We start from the raw sequence: 17300 nt of genomic DNA, 5'->3' as shown, positions 1-17300 counted from the left end.
AAGCCCTGTCGTGGACAGGTCAGAGCTCGGTGGCGGTGCCACCCGCGGCCGCGATCTTCTCCTTGGCGGAGCCGGAGAAGGCGTGGGCGCTGACGGTGAGCGTGACACCGTCCAGGTCCCCGTTGCCGAGGACCTTCACCGGCTGGCCCTTGCGGACCGCACCGGCCTCGGCGAGCTCGGCCGGGCCGATCTCGCCACCCTGCGGGAACAGGGCCGCCAGGTCGCCGACGTTCACGACCTGGTACTCGGTCCGGAACCGGTTCTTGAAGCCCTTGAGCTTGGGCAGCCGCATGTGCAGCGGCATCTGCCCGCCCTCGAAGGCCGGGGACACGGTCTTGCGGGCCTTGGTGCCCTTGGTACCGCGACCGGCGGTCTTGCCCTTGGAGCCCTCACCACGACCCACGCGGGTCTTGGCGGTCTTGGCCCCCGGAGCCGGACGCAGGTGGTGAACCTTGATCGTCTCGCTCATCAGGACACCTCCTCCACCGTCACGAGGTGACGCACGGTGTTGATCAGGCCGCGGACCTGCTGCGTGTCCGGCCACTCCTGGGACTGGCGGATCTTGCGCAGGCCGAGGGCCTTCAGGGACTCACGCTGGTTGCGCTGCCCGCCGATGGCGGAGCGCACCTGCGTGACGATCAGCTTCTTGCCGTCGTTCGTCGACTCAGCCATCAGACCCTCGCAGCCTGGGCGGCCTCGGCGCGGGCCCGCAGCATCTGGGCCGGCGCGACGTCCTCGAGCGGCAGGCCGCGGCGGGCCGCGACCTCCTCGGGCCGCTGGATCTGCTTCAGCGCGTCCACCGTGGCGTGCACGATGTTGATCGCGTTGTCGCTGCCCAGCGACTTCGACAGGATGTCGTGGATGCCGGCGCACTCCAGGACGGCGCGCACCGGGCCACCGGCGATGACACCGGTACCGGGGCTGGCCGGGCGGAGCAGGACCACACCCGCGGCCGCCTCACCCTGGACGCGGTGCACGATCGTGCCGCCGATGCGCGGGACGCGGAAGAAGTTCTTCTTCGCCTCCTCGACACCCTTGGCGATCGCGGCCGGCACCTCCTTGGCCTTGCCGTAGCCCACGCCGACCAGGCCGTCGCCGTCGCCGACGATCATGAGGGCGGTGAAGCTGAAGCGACGACCACCCTTCACGACCTTGGCCACGCGGTTGATCGTGACGAGTCGCTCGATGTACGGGGTCTTGTCCTGGGCCGCCCCGCCACGGCCACCGTCGCGGCGGTCCCGGCGGTCGTTACCGCCCGGGCCACCGCCTTCGCGCCGCGTACGTCCCGGCATCAGACGGTCCCTTCCATCATGTTCGTGTCCATCAGAAGTTCAGGCCTCCCTCGCGGGCGGCGTCGGCCAGCGCCGCGATCCGCCCGTGGTAGCCGAAGCCACCGTGGTCGAAGACGACGGCCTCGACACCGGCGGCCTTGGCCCGGTCGGCGATGAGCGCGCCGACCTTGGCGGCCTTGGCCTTCTTGTCGCCCTCGAGCGAGCGCACGTCGGCGTCGAGCGACGAGGCGGAGGCCAGCGTGTGGCCCGCGACGTCGTCGATCAGCTGCACGTGCACGTGGCGCGAGGAGCGCTTGACGGCCAGCCGCGGACGCGCCGGCGTCCCGCTGATCTTCTTGCGCAGCCGGGCGTGCCGGCGGGCCAGCCCCTTGCGGCGGGTGGCGGACACCCGCGACGCGGTGCGCTTCTTGGCGTTCGCAGAAATCGTGTCGGCCATGGCTTACTTACCCGTCTTCCCGACCTTGCGGCGGACGTTCTCGCCGGCGTACCGCACGCCCTTGCCCTTGTAGGGCTCCGGCTTGCGGATCTTGCGGATGTTCGCCGCGGTCTCGCCGACCAGCTGCTTGTCGATGCCGCTCACCGAGAACTTGGTCGGCGACTCGACCGCGAAGGTGATGCCCTCCGGCGGCTGGATGACGACGGGGTGGCTGAACCCGAGGGCGAACTCCAGGTTCGAGCCCTTGAGCGCGACGCGGTAACCGACGCCGACGATCTCGAGCTTCTTCTCGTAGCCCTTGGTGACGCCCTCGACGAGGTTGCTCACCAGGGTCCGCGACAGGCCGTGGTAGGCCTTGGTCTTCCGCTCGTCGTCCGGTCGCTTGACCAGGACCTCGCCGTCGTCACCGCGCTCGACGGTGATCGGCGCGATGACGGTGTGCGACAGGGTGCCCTTCGGGCCCTTGACGGTGACCGTGCGGCCCTCGATGGTCACGTCGACGCCGGACGGAACGGTGATCGGCAGCTTCCCGATGCGGGACATCGCTCTACTCCCTTCTCACCAGACGTAGGCGAGGACTTCCCCGCCCACGCCGCTCCGGTAGGCCTGCTTGTCCGTCAGGAGGCCCTGGCTCGTCGAGATGATCGCGATGCCCAGGCCGCCGAGAACGCGCGGCAGGTTGGTCGACTTCGCGTAGACCCGCAGGCCCGGCTTCGAGACCCGGCGCAGGCCCGCGAGGCTGCGCTCGCGGTTGCGCCCGTACTTCAGCTCGACAACCAGGGACTTGCCGACCTCGGCGTCCTCGGTGTGGTGGCTCGCGATGTAGCCCTCCTTCTGCAGGATCTCCGCAATGGCGACCTTCAGCTTGGAGTGCGGCATCACGACCTGGTCGTGATAGGCCGAGTTCGCGTTCCGCAGACGCGTGAGCATGTCTGCGATCGGATCGGTCATCGTCATGGTGTGGTGTCTCTTTCCCGCCGTGGTTCCCCCCCGGCCCGGATGACGGGCACTGCCGGGGGGCCTGCGGCGAACGAAACGACAGCTGGAGTCTTTACCAGCTGCTCTTGCTGACGCCGGGCAGCTCGCCGGCGTGCGCCATCTCGCGGACGCACACGCGGCAGAGGCCGAACTTGCGCAGGACCGCGCGCGGACGCCCGCACTTCTGGCAGCGGGTGTAGCCGCGGACCTTGAACTTGGGGGTCTTCTCCGCCTTGATGCGAAGCGCCTTCTTCGCCATCTCTCAGTTCTCCTTGAAGGGGAAGCCGAGCTGGCGCAGGAGCGCCCGGCCTTCCTCGTCCGTGGTCGCGGTGGTCACGACGGTGATGTCCATGCCACGCGGCCGGTCGATCGAGTCCGGGTCGATCTCGTGGAACATGGACTGCTCCGTGAGACCGAACGTGTAGTTGCCCCGCCCGTCGAACTGGTTCGGCGAGAGGCCGCGGAAGTCGCGGATACGCGGCAGCGCGATCGTCAGCAGCCGGTCCAGGAACTCCCACATCCGGTCGTTGCGCAGGGTGACCTTCGCGCCGATCGGCATGCCCTCGCGCAGCTTGAACTGCGCGATGGACTTCGTGGCCCGGCGGACCTGCGGCTTCTGGCCGGTGATGGTGGCCAGGTCGCGGACCGCGCCGTCGATCAGCTTCGAGTCACGGGCGGCGTCGCCGACGCCCATGTTCACGACGACCTTCACGACGCCGGGGATCTGCATGACGTTGCCGTAGGAGAACTGCTTCTGCAGCTCGCCCTTGATCTCGTCGACGTAGCGCTGCTTGAGGCGCGGGTTGGCCTTCTCCGTGGTGGTCATCAGATCTCCTTCCCGGACTTGCGGGAGATCCGGACGCGACGGGCCTTGCCGCCGTCCTCCGCCTCGACCAGCTTCTTGCCGACGCGGGTCGGCTTGCCGTCGGAGTCGACGACCATCACGTTCGAGACGTGGATGGGCGCCTCCTGGGTGACGATCCCGCCGGACTGCGCGCCCCGCTGGTTCTGGCTCACCCGCGTGTGCTTCTTGATGCGGTTCACGCCCTCGACGAGGACCCGGTCACGCTCCGGGTAGGCCTGGATGACCTTGCCCTTCGCGCCCTTGTCCTTGCCGGCGATGACGAGAACCGTGTCGCCCTTCTTGACCTTCATGTCCTACAGCACCTCCGGAGCGAGGGAGATGATCTTCATGAACCGGCGGTCGCGGAGCTCGCGACCGACCGGGCCGAAGATGCGGGTCCCCCGCGGCTCGCCGTTGTCCTTGATCAGGACGGCGGCGTTCTCGTCGAACCGGATGTAGCTGCCGTCCGGGCGGCGCTTCTCCTTGACCGTGCGCACGACGACCGCCTTGACGACGTCACCGCGCTTCACGCCGGCCGCGGGGATGGCCTCCTTGACGGTGGCGACGATGGTGTCGCCGATCCCCGCGTAGCGCCGCGCCGAACCGCCCAGCACCCGGATGCACAGGATCTCCTTGGCACCGGTGTTGTCGGCGACGCGCAGCCGCGACTCCTGCTGGATCACTTCGCCTTCTCCAGGATCTCGACCAGCCGCCACCGCTTGGTGGCGGACAGCGGCCGGGTCTCCATCAGCCGGACGCGGTCGCCGACGCCGGCCGTGTTGGCCTCGTCGTGCGCCTTGACCTTGCTGGTCCGCCGGATGACCTTGCCGTACAGCGGGTGCTTCACGCGGTCCTCGAGGGTGACCACGATGGTCTTGTCCATCTTGTCGGACACGACCAGGCCCTCGCGGACCTTCCGCTCCCCGCGCTGCTCCTGAGTCTTCTCGCTCATGCCGCGCCCTCGTTGTCGCTCGGGGCGGCCGAGAGGCCCAGCTCGCGCTCGCGCATGACCGTGTAGATCCGCGCGATGTCGTGCCGGACGGTACGCAGCCGCCGGTTGTTGTCCAGCTGCCCGGTCGCCATCTGGAAGCGGAGGTTGAACAGCTCCTCCTTGGCCTCCTTGACCCGCAGCACGAGCTCCTCGTCGGTCAGCTCACGCAGCTCGGCAGCAGTGGTGGCCGCCATCAGATGTCACCACCCTCACGGGTCACGATCCGGCACTTCATGGGCAGCTTGTGGATGGCGCGGCGCAGGGCCTCCCGCGCGAGGGCCTCGTTCGGGTAGCTCATCTCGAAGAGCACCCGGCCGGGCTTCACGTTCGTCACCCACTTCTCGGGGGAGCCCTTACCGGAACCCATGCGGGTCTCGGCGGGCTTCTTGGTCAGCGGACGGTCCGGGAAGACGTTGATCCAGACCTTGCCACCACGCTTGATGTGCCGGTTGATCGCGATACGCGCCGACTCGATCTGGCGGTTGGTGACGTAGGCGGGCTCCAGCGCCTGGATCCCGAACTCGCCGAACGTGACCCGGGTGCCACCGGTCGACATCCCCGTCCGGTGCGGACGGTGCTGCTTGCGGTGCTTCACCTTGCGGGGGATCAGCATGACTCAGTTCTCCCCGTTGCTGCTCGGCGCCGGCGCCTCGGTAGTCGCGGTGGCCGTGCCACTCGACTGCTCGGCGGCGGCGCGCCCGGCGTCGGTGCTGGTCGCGGTCGTGCCCGAGGCACCGGAACGACGGCGGGCCGGACGCTCGCGGCGCGGGCCGCGGCCCGGCGCCTCGGCGGCCGGGGCGTTCTCCCGGCGGCCGCCGACGACGTCGCCCTTGTAGATCCAGACCTTCACGCCGATGCGGCCGAAGGTCGTGCGGGCCTCGAACAGGCCGTAGTCGATGTCCGCGCGCAGCGTGTGCAGCGGCACGCGACCCTCGCGGTAGAACTCCGAGCGCGACATCTCCGCGCCGCCGAGGCGGCCGGAGCACTGCACCCGGATGCCCTTCACCTGCGGCGAGCGCATGGCCGACTGGATGGCCTTGCGCATCGCGCGGCGGAAGGCCACGCGGTTGGACAGCTGCTCGGCGACGCCCTGCGCCACGAGCTGCGCGTCCGACTCGGAGTTCTTGACCTCGAGGATGTTGAGCTGGACCTGCTTCTTGGTCAGCTTCTCGAGGTTGCCGCGGATGCGGTCCGCCTCGGCGCCGCGGCGGCCGATCACGATACCCGGGCGGGCGGTGTGGATGTCCACCCGCACGCGGTCCCGGGTCCGCTCGATCTCGACCTTGGAGATGCCGGCCCGCTCCATGCCCTTCGAGAGCATGCGGCGGATCTCGACGTCCTCCTTCACGTACTCCGCGTACTGCTTGTCGGCGTACCAGCGCGACTTCCAGTCCGTGGTGATGCCCAGGCGGAAGCCGTGCGGGTTGATCTTCTGCCCCATCAGCGGGCCCTCCCCTTCGCACCACGACGGCCGGCCTTCGCGGGCGCGGACTCGACCTCGATGGTGATGTGGCTCGTCCGCTTGCGGATCCGGTACGCGCGGCCCTGGGCCCGCGGCCGGATGCGCTTGAGCGTCGGCCCCTCGTCGACCATGGCGACGGCGACCACGAGGGTCTCCGGGTCCATGTCGAAGTTGTTCTCGGCGTTGGCCGCGGCGCTCGCCACGACCTTCGCCACCGGCTCGGCGGCGGCCTGCGGCGAGTACCGCAGGATCGCCAGGGCCTCGTTCACCGGCAGGCCGCGGACCAGGTCCACGACACGGCGGCACTTGGTCGGCGACATGCGCACGAACCGGGCCTTCGCCAGCGCTCGAGCGGGCTCGAGCGCGGCGTCGGCGGTGCTGCTGGCTGCGTCAGCCATCTACTTCCACCTCTCCTTGGTCGCTACTCGGTCCGCCTCAGCGCCTGCGCGCCTTGCGGTCGTCCCTGATGTGGCCACGGAACGTGCGGGTGGGAGCGAACTCCCCCAGCTTGTGGCCGACCATCGAGTCGGACACGAACACCGGGACGTGCTTGCGCCCGTCGTGCACGGCGATCGTGTGGCCGATCATGTCCGGGATGATGGTGGACCGTCGGCTCCACGTGCGGATGACGGTCTTCTTGCCGGACTCGTTGAGGGCGTCCACCTTCTTGAGCAGGTGGTCGTCCACGAAGGGGCCCTTCTTCAGGCTGCGCGGCATCTCTTACCTCCCTGCTCAGCGCTTCTTGCCGGTACGGCGCCGGCGGACGATCAACTTGTCGGACGGCTTGGTGCGGCGGGTACGGCCCTCGGGCTTGCCCGCGGGGTTGACCGGGTGGCGGCCACCCGAGGTCTTGCCCTCACCACCACCGTGCGGGTGGTCGACCGGGTTCATGGCGACACCGCGGACGGTCGGGCGCTTGCCCTTCCACCGCATACGGCCGGCCTTGCCCCAGTTGATGTTGGAGTGCTCGGAGTTGCCCACCTCGCCGACGGTGGCGCGGCAGCGCACGTCGACGTTGCGGATCTCGCCGGACGGCATGCGCAGCTGCGCGTACGGGCCGTCCTTCGCCACCAGCTGCACGCTCGAGCCGGCCGAGCGGGCGATCTTCGCGCCGCCGCCCGGGCGGAGCTCGATCGCGTGCACCACGGTGCCGGTCGGGATGTTGCGCAGCGGCAGGTTGTTGCCGACCTTGATGTCGGCCTTCGGCCCGGCCTCGACCTTGTCGCCCTGCTTCAGCCGCGCCGGCGCGATGATGTAGCGCTTCTCGCCGTCGGCGTAGTGCAGCAGCGCGATGCGGGACGTCCGGTTGGGGTCGTACTCGATGTGCGCGACCGTGGCCGGGACGCCGTCCTTGTCGTTCCGCCGGAAGTCGATCAGGCGGTACGCACGCTTGTGGCCGCCGCCCTGGTGGCGGGTGGTGACCTTGCCGTGCGCGTTCCGGCCGCCCTTGCCGTGCAGCGGACGGATCAGCGACTTCTCCGGCGTGGACCGGGTGATCTCCGCGAAGTCGGAGACGCTGGAACCGCGGCGGCCGGGAGTCGTCGGCTTGTACTTACGGATACCCATGGGTCAGCTCGCTCCCTCAGCTCGCCCGGGCACCGAAGACGTCGATGTCCTTGCTCTCGGCCGAGAGCGTGACGATCGCGCGCTTGGTGTCCTTGCGCTTGCCGTGGCCGGTGCGGGAGCGCTTGCGCTTCCCGGGGCGGTTCAGCGTGTTGACGCTGGTCACCTTGACCCCGAACACCTGCTCCACGGCGATCTTGATCTGGGTCTTGTTCGCGTCGGGGTGGACCAGGAAGGTGTACTGCTTCTCGTCGAGCAGCGAGTAGCTCTTCTCGGACACCACCGGCGCGAGCAGGATGTCGCGCGGGTCGGGGATCACTTCGCAGCCTCCTCGGCACGCTTCGTCTTGACGGCGATGGGGCCGGCGAGGAACGCGTCGAGCGAGGCCTGCGTGAACACGACCGCGTCGTTGACCAGCACGTCGTAGGTGTTCAGCTGGTCGGGCGCGATGAGGTGCACCTGCGGCAGGTTGCGCAGGCTCAGCAGGTTCACCGTGTCGTCCCGGTCGACCACCGCGAGCACGCGGGTGTCGGCGCCGGCGACGGCCTCGATGGCCTGGCGGGCGGACTTCGTCGAGGGGGTGTCCCCGTCGACGAGCCCGGAGACGACGTGGACGAGGCCGGCGCGGGCCCGGTCCGACAGCGCACCGCGCAGCGCGGCGGCCTTCATCTTCTTCGGGGTCCGCTGGGCGTAGTCGCGCGGCGTCGGGCCGTGGACGGTGCCACCGCCCGCGAACTGCGGCGCGCGGGTCGAGCCCTGGCGGGCGCGGCCGGTGCCCTTCTGGCGGTACGGCTTCTTGCCGCCGCCGCGGACCTCGCCGCGGGTCTTGGTGTCGTGCGTGCCCTGGCGGGCCGCGGCCTGCTGGGCCACGACGACCTGGTGCATCAGCGGAACGTTCGCGGTCACGTCGAAGACGTGGTCCGGGAGCTCGACCGAGCCGGTCTTCCCGCCCGACGCGTCCTTGATCTCGACGGTGCTCACTGGGCACCACCCTTCGCGGCGCTCTTCACCACGACGAGGCCGCCGCGGGGGCCGGGGACGGCGCCCTTGATCAGCAGCAGGCCGCGCTCGGCGTCGACGCGGTGGATCTTCAGGTTCTGCGTGGTCTGGCGGGCGACGCCCATCCGACCCGCCATGCGCACGCCCTTGAAGACGCGACCCGGGGTGGCGCAGCCACCGATCGAGCCCGGCGAGCGGTGCTTGCGCTGGGTGCCGTGCGAGGCGCCGAGGCCCTTGAAGCCGTGGCGCTTCATGACACCCGCGGTGCCCTTGCCCTTGGTGGTGCCCACCACGTCGACCACGGCACCGGCCTCGAAGGCCTCGGCGGTGATCTCCTGGCCGAGCTCGTAGCTCGCGGCGTCCGTCGTGCGCAGCTCCACGGTGAAGCGGCGCGGGGTCACGCCGGCCTTCGCGAAGTGCCCGGTCTCCGGCTTGTTCACCCGGCGCGGGTCGACCGCACCGAAGGCGAGCTGGACGGCGACGTACCCGTCCGTCTCCTGCGAGCGGATCTGGGTCACGACGTTGGGCCCGGCCTGGACCACGGTGACCGGAACCACCCGGTTGTTCTCGTCGAATACCTGGGTCATCCCGAGCTTCCGGCCCAGGATCCCGGTGATCTGCCTGTCGCTCATCGGTGCCCTACTGGATGTTGACGTCGACGCTGGCCGGCAGGTCGATGCGCATGAGCGCGTCGACCGTCTTCGGCGTCGGGTCGAGGATGTCGATCAGCCGCTTGTGCGTGCGCATCTCGAAGTGCTCGCGCGAGTCCTTGTACTTGTGCGGCGAGCGGATGACGCAGTACACGTTCTTCTCGGTCGGCAGCGGCACAGGACCGACGACACGAGCACCGGTACGCGTCACCGTCTCCACGATCTTGCGAGCAGACGCGTCGATTGCCTCGTGGTCGTAGGCCTTGAGCCTGATGCGGATCTTCTGTCCCGCCATGGTCGTGGGTCGTCCTCTTCTTCCTGCCGCTGCTTCACGGTGTCTCCGGGTGTCCCACCCGGAGGGGAGCCCCGACCAGTACTACGTCGCACCACCGGCACCGACGCGCGCGAGGCCGTATCGACTCGGGCATCCGATGCGGACCGGGCGTCCGCGCTCTGTTCAGGTCTCACCCTCTGGGCTCCGGTCCACGAGGTCGGGCGTGTCGCCCTACTACTCGCATACCGGTCCCCGGGTCACCGCTTCCCCCAGGGGGGGTCGCTTGTCGATCCGGGGTCGGCGCTTTCGACGACTCACGGAGTCCCGGGAGATCCCGGCTTCCGTGTGCCCGCCGTTCGCGCGCAACCCGTCAAGGATGCCACACCGGTTCGTGCGGCCCTCGACCGGGGTGCGGCCCGTGGACCACAGGGGTCCACGGGCCGCGGAAGGGTCTTACTTGGTGATCTTGGTGACCTGGCCGGCGCCGACGGTCCGACCACCCTCGCGGATGGCGAACTGCAGGCCCTCCTCCATGGCGATCGGCTGGATCAGCTGAACGCTCATGGTGGTGTTGTCACCCGGCATGACCATCTCGGTGCCCTGGGGGAGGGTCACCACGCCGGTCACGTCCGTCGTCCGGAAGTAGAACTGCGGACGGTAGTTGTTGAAGAACGGCGTGTGCCGGCCGCCCTCGTCCTTGCCCAGGATGTAGACCTGGCCCTCGAACTCGGTGTGCGGGGTGATGGAGCCCGGCTTCACGACGACCTGGCCGCGCTCGACGTCCTCGCGCTTGATGCCGCGGAGCAGGAGGCCGACGTTCTCGCCCGCCCGACCCTCGTCGAGGATCTTGCGGAACATCTCGACACCGGTGACGGTGGTCGAGGTCGACTTCTCGCGGATGCCGACGATCTCGACGGTCTCGTTGACCTTCACGATGCCGCGCTCGATACGGCCGGTGACGACCGTGCCGCGACCGGTGATCGTGAAGACGTCCTCGACCGGCATCAGGAACGGCTTGTCGGTGTCGCGCTCCGGCTCCGGGATCGCCTCGTCGACGGCGTCCATCAGCTCGAGGAGCTTGGCGCCCCACTCGGCGTCGCCCTCGAGGGCCTTGAGCGCCGAGACGCGGACGATCGGGAGGTCGTCGCCCGGGTACTCCTGCGAGGACAGGAGCTCGCGGACCTCGAGCTCGACGAGCTCGAGGATCTCCTCGTCGTCGACCATGTCGGCCTTGTTCAGCGCGACCACGATGTAGGGCACGCCGACCTGGCGGGCGAGCAGCACGTGCTCACGCGTCTGCGGCATCGGGCCGTCGGTCGCGGCGACCACCAGGATGGCGCCGTCCATCTGCGCCGCACCGGTGATCATGTTCTTGATGTAGTCGGCGTGACCGGGGCAGTCCACGTGCGCGTAGTGCCGCTTCTCGGTCTGGTACTCGACGTGCGCGATGGAGATCGTGATACCGCGCTGGCGCTCCTCGGGCGCCTTGTCGATGTTCTCGAACGCCGAGGCCTCGTTGAGGTCCGGGTACTTGTCGTGCAGAACCTTGGTGATGGCCGCCGTCAGCGTGGTCTTGCCGTGGTCGATGTGACCGATGGTGCCGATGTTGACGTGCGGCTTGGTCCGCTCGAACTTCGCCTTCGCCACTGCAGTGTCCTCCTGGACTTGATCTTCTTCTCCGCCGTGCTGACGGCAGGTCTTGGGGGTTTCGAGGTGCGGGCCGCGAACAGGCGGGTGACCCTACCCGTCCGCGGACCGCGCCTCGCGAGGGGCCCGGACTACTCGCCGGTCGCCTTCGCGATGATCTCCTTCGCCACGTTGGTCGGGACCTCCGCGTACGAGTCGAAGACCATCGTGTAGTTGGCCCGGCCCTGGGTCCGCGACCGCAGGTCGCCGACGTAGCCGAACATCTCCGAGAGCGGGACCAGCGCCTTGACGACGCGGGCGCCCGCCCGCTCCTCCATGGCCTGGATCTGGCCGCGGCGGGAGTTGAGGTCGCCGATCACGTCGCCCATGTAGTCCTCGGGCGTGGTGACCTCGACCGCCATCATCGGCTCGAGGATGGCGGGGGACGCCTGACGCGCAGCCTCCTTGAGGGCCATCGAACCGGCGACCTTGAACGCCATCTCGGACGAGTCGACCTCGTGGTACTGACCGTCGAGCAGGGTCAGCTTGATCCCGGTGAGGGGGTAGCCCGCGAGCACGCCGTACTGCATGGCGTCCTGCGCGCCGGCGTCGACGGACGGGATGTACTCCCGCGGCACGCGACCACCGGTGACCTTGTTCTCGAACTCGTACAGCGCACCGTCGGCCGTGTCGAGCGGCTCCAGCTTGATGATGACCCGGGCGAACTGGCCCGACCCACCGGTCTGCTTCTTGTGCGTGTACTCGTACTTCTCGACGGTCTTGCGGATCGTCTCCCGGTAGGCCACCTGGGGCTTACCGATGTTGGCCTCGACCTTGAAGTCGCTCTTCATCCGGTTGACGAGCACCTCGAGGTGGAGCTCGCCCATGCCGGCGATGATCGTCTGCCCGGTCTCGTCGTCCAGCGAGACCTGGAAGGTCGGGTCCTCCTCGGCGAGCTTCTGGATCGCCGTGGAGAGCTTCTCCTGGTCGGCCTTGGTCTTCGGCTCGACCGCGACCTGGATGACCGGGTCCGGGAACGTCATCGACTCGAGCACGATCGGCGCCTGCGGGTCGCTGAGCGTGTCGCCGGTGGTCGTGTCCTTGAGGCCGATGACCGCGTAGATGTGGCCGGCCAGGGCCTCGTCGACCGGGTTCTCCTTGTTGGCGTGCATCTGGAAGAGCTTCCCGATGCGCTCCTTGCGGTCCTTGGTCGAGTTGATGACCTGGGAACCCGCGGCGACCCGGCCCGAGTACACCCGGACGTAGGTCAGCTTGCCGAAGAACGGGTGCGCGGCGATCTTGAAGGCGAGCGCCGAGAAGGGCTCCTCCTTCGAGGGCTTGCGGCTGGCCGGGGTCTCCCCGTCCGGCAGCGTGCCCTCGACCGGCGGCACGTCGTACGGCGACGGCAGGTAGTCGATCACCGCGTCGAGCATGGGCTGGACGCCCTTGTTCTTGAACGCGGAGCCGCACAGCACCGGGTACGCCGAGCGGTCCTTCACGATCTGCCGGACGCCGGCCTTGATCTGGTCGACGGTGAGCTCCTCGCCGCCGAGGTAGAGCTCCATGAGCTCGTCGTCGGTCTCGGCGACCGCCTCGAGGAGGGCGGTGCGGTACTCCTCCGCCTTCTCGACCAGGTCGGCCGGGATCTCCTCGACGGTGTAGTCCTCGCCCTTCTGGACGTCACCGCGCCAGGTCAGCGCGCGCATCTCGACCAGGTCGACGACGCCGATGAAGTCGCTCTCCGAGCCGATCGGCAGCTGGAGCGGCAGCGGCGTGGCCGCGAGCCGGTTCTTGATGGTGCCGACGGTGAAGTAGAAGTCCGCGCCCAGCTTGTCCATCTTGTTGACGAAGCAGATGCGGGGGACGTCGTACTTGGTGGCCTGCCGCCAGACCTGCTCGGACTGCGGCTCGACCCCCTCCTTGCCGTCGAAGACCGCGACCGCGCCGTCGAGCACGCGCAGCGAGCGCTCCACCTCGACGGTGAAGTCGACGTGGCCGGGCGTGTCGATGATGTTGATCTGGTGGTCTTTCCAGAAGCAGGTCGTCGCGGCGGACGTGATCGTGATGCCGCGCTTCTGCTCCTCCTCCATCCAGTCCATCGTGGCGGCGCCGTCGTGGACCTCACCGATCTTGTAGTTGATCCCGGTGTAGTACAGGATCCGCTCGGTGGTGGTGGTCTTGCCGGCGTCGATGTGCGCCATGATGCCGATGTTGCGGACCTTCGTCAGGTCCGTCAGCACGTCCCGTGCCACGTTCAGCTCACTTCCCCTGGGAAAAGGTTGGCGCGGACGGTCGGCCCGTCACCAGCGGTAGTGGGCGAAGGCCTTGTTGGACTCCGCCATCTTGTGCATGTCCTCGCGCCGCTTCACGCTGGCGCCGAGGCCGTTGCTCGCGTCGAGCAGCTCGTTCATGAGGCGCTCGACCATGGTCTTCTCACGGCGCTGACCGGCGTAGCTCACGAGCCACCGGAGGCCGAGGGTGGTCTGCCGGACGGCGCGGACCTCGACCGGGACCTGGTAGGTCGCGCCACCGACACGGCGGCTGCGGACCTCGAGGGCCGGCTTGACGTTGTCCAGCGCGCGCTTCAGCGTGACGACCGGGTCGGTGCCGGTCTTCTCGCGGGTGCCCTCGAGGGCGGCGTACACGATCCGTTCGGCGAGCGAACGCTTGCCGTCCTTCAGCACCTTGTTGATCAGCTGCGTCACGAGGGGCGAGCTGTAGACCGGGTCGGAGACCAGCGGCCGCTTCGGGGCGGGGCCCTTACGAGGCATCAGCTCTTCTCCTTCTTGGCGCCGTAGCGGCTACGGGACTGCTTCCGGTTCTTCACACCCTGGGTGTCCAGCGACCCGCGGATGACCTTGTACCGGACACCCGGCAGGTCCTTCACACGGCCGCCGCGGACGAGCACGATGCTGTGCTCCTGCAGGTTGTGGCCCTCACCGGGGATGTACGCGGTGACCTCGATGCCGCTGCTCAGCTTGACGCGCGCGACCTTCCGCAGCGCGGAGTTCGGCTTCTTCGGGGTCGTGGTGTAGACGCGCGTGCAGACCCCGCGGCGCTGGGGCGAGCCCTTGAGCGCGGCGGTCTTGGTCTTCGCGACCTTGTCCTCGCGGCCCTTGCGGACCAACTGCTGGATCGTGGGCATGAACCCTCTGCTTCTTCCCTACTCGTGATGCTCAGGTGTCTCGCCCGTGCGGCTGCCCGGGCGGGCGGTCGTGCGCCGCCCGATCGTGGTACGGGCCGCTTCCACCCCGGCCCGCCGGACCGCGAGGTCGGGCGTGTCGCGCCCTGCGCACCGACCCCGGAGTCGGGGAACTCCGCGGAGGCGTCCAGGACGGACGAGGGCACGCGTGATCGCGCGCAGTTCCCAAGGGTACGCGGCCCGTCTGACGAGGGTCAAAACGGGTCCACCCAGGGGCCGTGGCGGGGCCTGCGGGCCTCCCGCCGGCCATCTCCGGGCCACTCTCGCGTCGCCTCGGAGGCTGCCGCAGCCGGTCCGCCGATGCAAGCAGGCTCACCCGCTCGTCGCAGATCGACTCGCGCTCGTCGCACGTCGACGACCTGCGGACGGCCGGTCACCGGCCTGGCCCGCGCGGGCCGCCGTTGCCCCGGTCGCCCCGGTCCGCGGGCCCGTGCCCCGGCCCTACGGTTCGATCATGCGCCTCACACTGCCGTGCGCCGCCGTCCGGGCCGCCACCCGGTTGCTCGTGGCCCCCGCGCTCTCGCCCCGGCTGCCGAACCCGGTGTCGCGGGCGCTCGTCGACCTCCAGGGCCGACTGCTCCCCGTCCCCCGTGGCACCCGCTCCGCCCCCTCGTCGCTCGGCGGCCGTCCGTCGGTCCGCGTGTCGGTCCCCGGCAGCCGCGACGACCGCCCCGTGCTCTTCCTGCACGGCGGCGGCTACGTGGTCGGCTCCCCCGCCTCGCACCGTTCGCTCGGGGCGTGGCTGGCCGAGGCGACCGGCGGGACCGTGCACCTGCTCGACTACCGGCTGGCGCCCGAACACCCATACCCCGCCGGGCTCGACGACGCCGAGCGCGCCTTTCGGGCACTCCTCGACGCCGGACACCCACCTCAACGCATCGCCCTCGCCGGAGATTCCGCGGGCGGCGGACTGGCCGTGGCACTGCTGCTGCGGCTGCGCGCGGTGGGCCTCCCGCTGCCCGGGAGCGTCGGGCTGATCTCCCCGTGGCTCGATCTGGACCTCACCGATCCGGCCATCACCCGCAACACCGGGCGGGACGCGATGCTCGGGCCGGGCCTGCTGCGCGAGGGCAGGCGGTCGTACCTGCGCGGCGGGGAGGCCGTCGACCCGGAGCTGCGGCCGCTCGAGGCCGACCTGTCCGGCCTGCCGCCGCTGCACGTCGTCGCCGGGGCGGACGAGGTCCTGGTCGGTGACGCCGACCGGCTCGTCGAGCGGGTCCGCGCGGCCGGTGGGACGGTCACCTACACCCGGGCCGAGGGCATGTGGCACGACCACGTGCTCGAGGCCGGGCTGCTCGGGCGGGCGCACGCCGACCTGCGCGAGCTCGGCGCGGCGATCCGCCGCGACCAGGCGGACCGGCGGGTGCGGGTCGCTGTCGTCGGCGCCGGGTTCGGCGGGATCGGGATGGGCGTCGCACTGCGCGAGGACGACCTCGCCGACGTGACCCTCCTGGAGAAGGCGCCGCAGGTCGGCGGGGTCTGGCGGGACAACACCTACCCGGGTGCGGCCTGCGACGTCCCGTCGAACCTGTACTCGTACTCCTTCGCCCCCGGCGACTGGAGCCGCCGGTTCGCCCCGCAACCCGACATCCTGCGCTACCTGCGCACCGTCGCGGCGAAGCACGACCTGGAGCGCGACATCCGGCTCGGCACCGAGGTCACCGACGCCACCTGGGACGACGACGCCGCCGTCTGGCGGATCCGGACCAGCGCCGGCGACCTGGAGGCCGAGGCCCTCGTCGCGGCGTGCGGGCAGCTCTCCCGCCCCGCCACGCCCGACCTGCCCGGCATCGAGCGGTTCCCGGGGCCGGTGTTCCACTCCGCGCGCTGGGACGACTCGGTCGACCTGCGGGGCAGGCGGGTCGCCGTCGTCGGGACGGGGGCGAGCGCCATCCAGTTCGTGCCGGCGATCGCGCCCGACGCCGAGCAGGTCACCGTGTTCCAGCGCTCCGCGCCGTACGTCATCCCCAAGCTGGACCGCCCGTACGGCCCGCGGGCCTTCTCCCTGCGGTTCCGCCCCTGGCACCGCGCCGCCCGGACCTTCTGGGCCGGGTTCTTCGAGTTCGGCGCGCTCGGCTTCACCGCGATCCGGCCCTTCGCGTCGGCGTTCGGCCTGCTGCACCGCGCGCAGCTGCGCCTGCAGGTTTCCGACGCGGGGCTGCGGGAGCGCATCGCGCCCGACTACCCCGTCGGCTGCAAGCGGGTGCTGATCTCCTCGGACTGGTTCCGGGCGCTCGCCCGGCCGAACGTCGACGTCGTCGCCGAGAAGATCTCGGAGGTGACCGAGGAGGGCGTGGTCGCGGCCGACGGCACGCTGCACCGCGCCGACGTGATCATCTTCGGCACGGGCTTCCGCACCCAGGACTTCCTGGCGCCGATGCGGGTCGTGGGCCGGGAGGGCCGCGAGCTGTCCGAGGAGTGGCGGGAGGGGGCGCGGGCGCACCTGGGCATCACCGTGCCGGGCTTCCCCAACCTGTTCCTGCTCTACGGCCCGAACACCAACGTCGGCTCGGGTTCCATCGTGCACATGCTGGAGTGCCAGATCCGCTACGCCCGCGAGGGCATCCGGCGGCTCGCCACCGGCACGCGCTCGCTGGAGGTGCGGCCCGACGCCGCCACGGCCTACGACACCGAGATGCAGTCGCGACTCACGGACAGCGTGTGGACGGAATGCGTGAGCTGGTACCGCACGGACTCGGGCCGGATCACCAACAACTGGCCGGGCACGATGCTGGAGTACCGCCGCCGCACCTCCGCCCTCGACGAGGGCGAGTACGTCACCGCCTGAACGTCATGGAGCCATGACGCACGCAGAGCGGCCCTCCGACCGCGTTATGGCTCCATAACGCACCCAGAGCAACCCTCAGACCGCGCTATGGCTCCATCACGCTTCGCACCCCTCCGGCATGTGCCCGCCGGAGGGGTGCGTTGTCTCCGGACCCGGGACCCGCCGACACCCTGCGGGGCGGTGCACACCCGTCGG

26 protein-coding genes are annotated in these 17300 nt (G+C 69.9%); 1 reads left to right on the top strand and 25 read right to left on the bottom strand.

Annotated elements, in window-relative coordinates:
* Positions 1 to 19: 19 nt before the first annotated feature.
* From rplO to rpsL, 25 genes are all read right to left on the bottom strand, one after another.
* On the bottom strand, positions 20 to 469 hold the full coding sequence (gene rplO / locus LWC33_RS29895) for a 50S ribosomal protein L15 (RefSeq protein ID WP_233308030.1): 450 nt from the start codon (positions 467 to 469) through the stop codon (positions 20 to 22).
* Positions 469 to 672 carry a 50S ribosomal protein L30 gene (gene rpmD / locus LWC33_RS29890; RefSeq protein WP_233308029.1) on the bottom strand — a complete coding sequence of 68 codons (204 nt, stop codon included), beginning with the start codon at positions 670 to 672 and terminating at the stop codon, positions 469 to 471. The genes rplO and rpmD overlap by 1 nt, the downstream gene beginning before the upstream one ends.
* Positions 672 to 1292 (bottom strand): 30S ribosomal protein S5, encoded by a 621-nt coding sequence (gene rpsE, locus LWC33_RS29885; RefSeq protein ID WP_232868955.1) that lies wholly within the window; start codon positions 1290 to 1292, stop codon positions 672 to 674. The genes rpmD and rpsE overlap by 1 nt, the downstream gene beginning before the upstream one ends.
* Positions 1293 to 1323: 31 nt before the next feature.
* Entirely contained in the window at positions 1324 to 1728 is a 405-nt protein-coding gene (gene rplR / locus LWC33_RS29880; protein WP_233308028.1) for a 50S ribosomal protein L18, read from the bottom strand.
* 3 nt (positions 1729 to 1731) lie between these two features.
* The gene (rplF, locus tag LWC33_RS29875) at positions 1732 to 2271 is read right to left on the bottom strand and encodes a 50S ribosomal protein L6 (protein ID WP_233308027.1); all 540 of its coding nucleotides are present in this window, start codon (positions 2269 to 2271) and stop codon (positions 1732 to 1734) included.
* A 15-nt stretch (positions 2272 to 2286) separates the two neighbouring features.
* Complete coding sequence (rpsH, locus tag LWC33_RS29870; protein ID WP_233308026.1) at positions 2287 to 2685, bottom strand: 30S ribosomal protein S8; 399 nt, start codon at positions 2683 to 2685, stop codon at positions 2287 to 2289.
* 94 nt (positions 2686 to 2779) lie between these two features.
* Entirely contained in the window at positions 2780 to 2965 is a 186-nt protein-coding gene (locus LWC33_RS29865; RefSeq protein WP_037046117.1) for a type Z 30S ribosomal protein S14, read from the bottom strand.
* A 3-nt stretch (positions 2966 to 2968) separates the two neighbouring features.
* Positions 2969 to 3532, bottom strand: a complete 564-nt coding sequence (gene rplE / locus LWC33_RS29860) for a 50S ribosomal protein L5 (protein ID WP_233308025.1) — start codon at positions 3530 to 3532, stop codon at positions 2969 to 2971.
* The gene (gene rplX, locus LWC33_RS29855; RefSeq protein WP_232868960.1) at positions 3532 to 3861 is read right to left on the bottom strand and encodes a 50S ribosomal protein L24; all 330 of its coding nucleotides are present in this window, start codon (positions 3859 to 3861) and stop codon (positions 3532 to 3534) included. The genes rplE and rplX overlap by 1 nt, the downstream gene beginning before the upstream one ends.
* Positions 3862 to 3864: 3 nt before the next feature.
* Positions 3865 to 4233, bottom strand: coding sequence for a 50S ribosomal protein L14 (rplN, locus tag LWC33_RS29850; RefSeq protein WP_232868961.1), 369 nt, complete (start codon positions 4231 to 4233; stop codon positions 3865 to 3867).
* Positions 4230 to 4502, bottom strand: a complete 273-nt coding sequence (gene rpsQ, locus LWC33_RS29845; RefSeq protein WP_037046108.1) for a 30S ribosomal protein S17 — start codon at positions 4500 to 4502, stop codon at positions 4230 to 4232. Before rpsQ ends, rplN begins: the two co-directional genes overlap by 4 nt.
* Entirely contained in the window at positions 4499 to 4735 is a 237-nt protein-coding gene (gene rpmC / locus LWC33_RS29840) for a 50S ribosomal protein L29 (protein ID WP_037046106.1), read from the bottom strand. Before rpmC ends, rpsQ begins: the two co-directional genes overlap by 4 nt.
* A complete protein-coding gene (rplP, locus tag LWC33_RS29835; RefSeq protein ID WP_037046105.1) occupies positions 4735 to 5154 on the bottom strand; it encodes a 50S ribosomal protein L16 in 420 nt (139 codons plus the stop codon). The genes rpmC and rplP overlap by 1 nt, the downstream gene beginning before the upstream one ends.
* Positions 5155 to 5157: 3 nt before the next feature.
* Positions 5158 to 5982, bottom strand: coding sequence for a 30S ribosomal protein S3 (gene rpsC / locus LWC33_RS29830; RefSeq protein ID WP_233308024.1), 825 nt, complete (start codon positions 5980 to 5982; stop codon positions 5158 to 5160).
* A complete protein-coding gene (gene rplV, locus LWC33_RS29825) occupies positions 5982 to 6401 on the bottom strand; it encodes a 50S ribosomal protein L22 (RefSeq protein ID WP_233308023.1) in 420 nt (139 codons plus the stop codon). The genes rpsC and rplV overlap by 1 nt, the downstream gene beginning before the upstream one ends.
* Positions 6402 to 6438: 37 nt before the next feature.
* Positions 6439 to 6720 carry a 30S ribosomal protein S19 gene (rpsS, locus tag LWC33_RS29820; RefSeq protein WP_037046102.1) on the bottom strand — a complete coding sequence of 94 codons (282 nt, stop codon included), beginning with the start codon at positions 6718 to 6720 and terminating at the stop codon, positions 6439 to 6441.
* Positions 6721 to 6735: 15 nt separating this feature from the next.
* Positions 6736 to 7569, bottom strand: a complete 834-nt coding sequence (gene rplB / locus LWC33_RS29815; RefSeq protein WP_233308022.1) for a 50S ribosomal protein L2 — start codon at positions 7567 to 7569, stop codon at positions 6736 to 6738.
* A gap of 16 nt (positions 7570 to 7585) precedes the next feature.
* On the bottom strand, positions 7586 to 7885 hold the full coding sequence (rplW, locus tag LWC33_RS29810; protein WP_233308021.1) for a 50S ribosomal protein L23: 300 nt from the start codon (positions 7883 to 7885) through the stop codon (positions 7586 to 7588).
* Positions 7882 to 8547 (bottom strand): 50S ribosomal protein L4, encoded by a 666-nt coding sequence (rplD, locus tag LWC33_RS29805; RefSeq protein WP_233308020.1) that lies wholly within the window; start codon positions 8545 to 8547, stop codon positions 7882 to 7884. The genes rplW and rplD overlap by 4 nt, the downstream gene beginning before the upstream one ends.
* The gene (gene rplC, locus LWC33_RS29800) at positions 8544 to 9197 is read right to left on the bottom strand and encodes a 50S ribosomal protein L3 (protein WP_233308019.1); all 654 of its coding nucleotides are present in this window, start codon (positions 9195 to 9197) and stop codon (positions 8544 to 8546) included. The genes rplD and rplC overlap by 4 nt, the downstream gene beginning before the upstream one ends.
* A gap of 7 nt (positions 9198 to 9204) precedes the next feature.
* A complete protein-coding gene (rpsJ, locus tag LWC33_RS29795; RefSeq protein WP_003938093.1) occupies positions 9205 to 9510 on the bottom strand; it encodes a 30S ribosomal protein S10 in 306 nt (101 codons plus the stop codon).
* 432 nt (positions 9511 to 9942) lie between these two features.
* Positions 9943 to 11136 (bottom strand): elongation factor Tu, encoded by a 1194-nt coding sequence (gene tuf, locus LWC33_RS29790; RefSeq protein ID WP_037046092.1) that lies wholly within the window; start codon positions 11134 to 11136, stop codon positions 9943 to 9945.
* Between the two features lie 131 nt (positions 11137 to 11267).
* Positions 11268 to 13367: an elongation factor G gene (fusA, locus tag LWC33_RS29785; protein ID WP_233308018.1), complete on the bottom strand. Its 2100-nt coding sequence runs from the start codon at positions 13365 to 13367 to the stop codon at positions 11268 to 11270.
* 48 nt (positions 13368 to 13415) lie between these two features.
* The gene (gene rpsG, locus LWC33_RS29780; RefSeq protein WP_037046089.1) at positions 13416 to 13886 is read right to left on the bottom strand and encodes a 30S ribosomal protein S7; all 471 of its coding nucleotides are present in this window, start codon (positions 13884 to 13886) and stop codon (positions 13416 to 13418) included.
* On the bottom strand, positions 13886 to 14260 hold the full coding sequence (rpsL, locus tag LWC33_RS29775) for a 30S ribosomal protein S12 (protein WP_037046087.1): 375 nt from the start codon (positions 14258 to 14260) through the stop codon (positions 13886 to 13888). Before rpsL ends, rpsG begins: the two co-directional genes overlap by 1 nt.
* A gap of 511 nt (positions 14261 to 14771) precedes the next feature.
* On the opposite strand from rpsL, the gene LWC33_RS29770 reads away from it, so the two are divergent.
* Positions 14772 to 17105, top strand: a complete 2334-nt coding sequence (locus tag LWC33_RS29770; RefSeq protein ID WP_233308017.1) for an alpha/beta hydrolase fold domain-containing protein — start codon at positions 14772 to 14774, stop codon at positions 17103 to 17105.
* Positions 17106 to 17300 lie beyond the last annotated feature (195 nt).

The sequence above is a fragment of the Pseudonocardia terrae genome (assembly GCF_021343995.1).
Taxonomy (GTDB): domain Bacteria; phylum Actinomycetota; class Actinomycetes; order Mycobacteriales; family Pseudonocardiaceae; genus Pseudonocardia; species Pseudonocardia terrae.
This window is presented reverse-complemented; position numbering and strand designations above follow the sequence as displayed.

Coding starts and splice junctions, on each gene's coding strand:
- rplO (WP_233308030.1), bottom strand. CDS start 469: ATGAGCGAGACGATCAAGGTTCACCACCTGCGTCCGGCTCCGGGGGCC.
- rpmD (WP_233308029.1), bottom strand. CDS start 672: ATGGCTGAGTCGACGAACGACGGCAAGAAGCTGATCGTCACGCAGGTG.
- rpsE (WP_232868955.1), bottom strand. CDS start 1,292: ATGCCGGGACGTACGCGGCGCGAAGGCGGTGGCCCGGGCGGTAACGAC.
- rplR (WP_233308028.1), bottom strand. CDS start 1,728: ATGGCCGACACGATTTCTGCGAACGCCAAGAAGCGCACCGCGTCGCGG.
- rplF (WP_233308027.1), bottom strand. CDS start 2,271: ATGTCCCGCATCGGGAAGCTGCCGATCACCGTTCCGTCCGGCGTCGAC.
- rpsH (WP_233308026.1), bottom strand. CDS start 2,685: ATGACGATGACCGATCCGATCGCAGACATGCTCACGCGTCTGCGGAAC.
- LWC33_RS29865 (WP_037046117.1), bottom strand. CDS start 2,965: ATGGCGAAGAAGGCGCTTCGCATCAAGGCGGAGAAGACCCCCAAGTTC.
- rplE (WP_233308025.1), bottom strand. CDS start 3,532: ATGACCACCACGGAGAAGGCCAACCCGCGCCTCAAGCAGCGCTACGTC.
- rplX (WP_232868960.1), bottom strand. CDS start 3,861: ATGAAGGTCAAGAAGGGCGACACGGTTCTCGTCATCGCCGGCAAGGAC.
- rpsQ (WP_037046108.1), bottom strand. CDS start 4,502: ATGAGCGAGAAGACTCAGGAGCAGCGCGGGGAGCGGAAGGTCCGCGAG.
- rpmC (WP_037046106.1), bottom strand. CDS start 4,735: ATGGCGGCCACCACTGCTGCCGAGCTGCGTGAGCTGACCGACGAGGAG.
- rplP (WP_037046105.1), bottom strand. CDS start 5,154: ATGCTGATCCCCCGCAAGGTGAAGCACCGCAAGCAGCACCGTCCGCAC.
- rpsC (WP_233308024.1), bottom strand. CDS start 5,982: ATGGGGCAGAAGATCAACCCGCACGGCTTCCGCCTGGGCATCACCACG.
- rplV (WP_233308023.1), bottom strand. CDS start 6,401: ATGGCTGACGCAGCCAGCAGCACCGCCGACGCCGCGCTCGAGCCCGCT.
- rpsS (WP_037046102.1), bottom strand. CDS start 6,720: ATGCCGCGCAGCCTGAAGAAGGGCCCCTTCGTGGACGACCACCTGCTC.
- rplB (WP_233308022.1), bottom strand. CDS start 7,569: ATGGGTATCCGTAAGTACAAGCCGACGACTCCCGGCCGCCGCGGTTCC.
- rplC (WP_233308019.1), bottom strand. CDS start 9,197: ATGAGCGACAGGCAGATCACCGGGATCCTGGGCCGGAAGCTCGGGATG.
- rpsJ (WP_003938093.1), bottom strand. CDS start 9,510: ATGGCGGGACAGAAGATCCGCATCAGGCTCAAGGCCTACGACCACGAG.
- rpsG (WP_037046089.1), bottom strand. CDS start 13,886: ATGCCTCGTAAGGGCCCCGCCCCGAAGCGGCCGCTGGTCTCCGACCCG.
- rpsL (WP_037046087.1), bottom strand. CDS start 14,260: ATGCCCACGATCCAGCAGTTGGTCCGCAAGGGCCGCGAGGACAAGGTC.
- LWC33_RS29770 (WP_233308017.1), top strand. CDS start 14,772: ATGCGCCTCACACTGCCGTGCGCCGCCGTCCGGGCCGCCACCCGGTTG.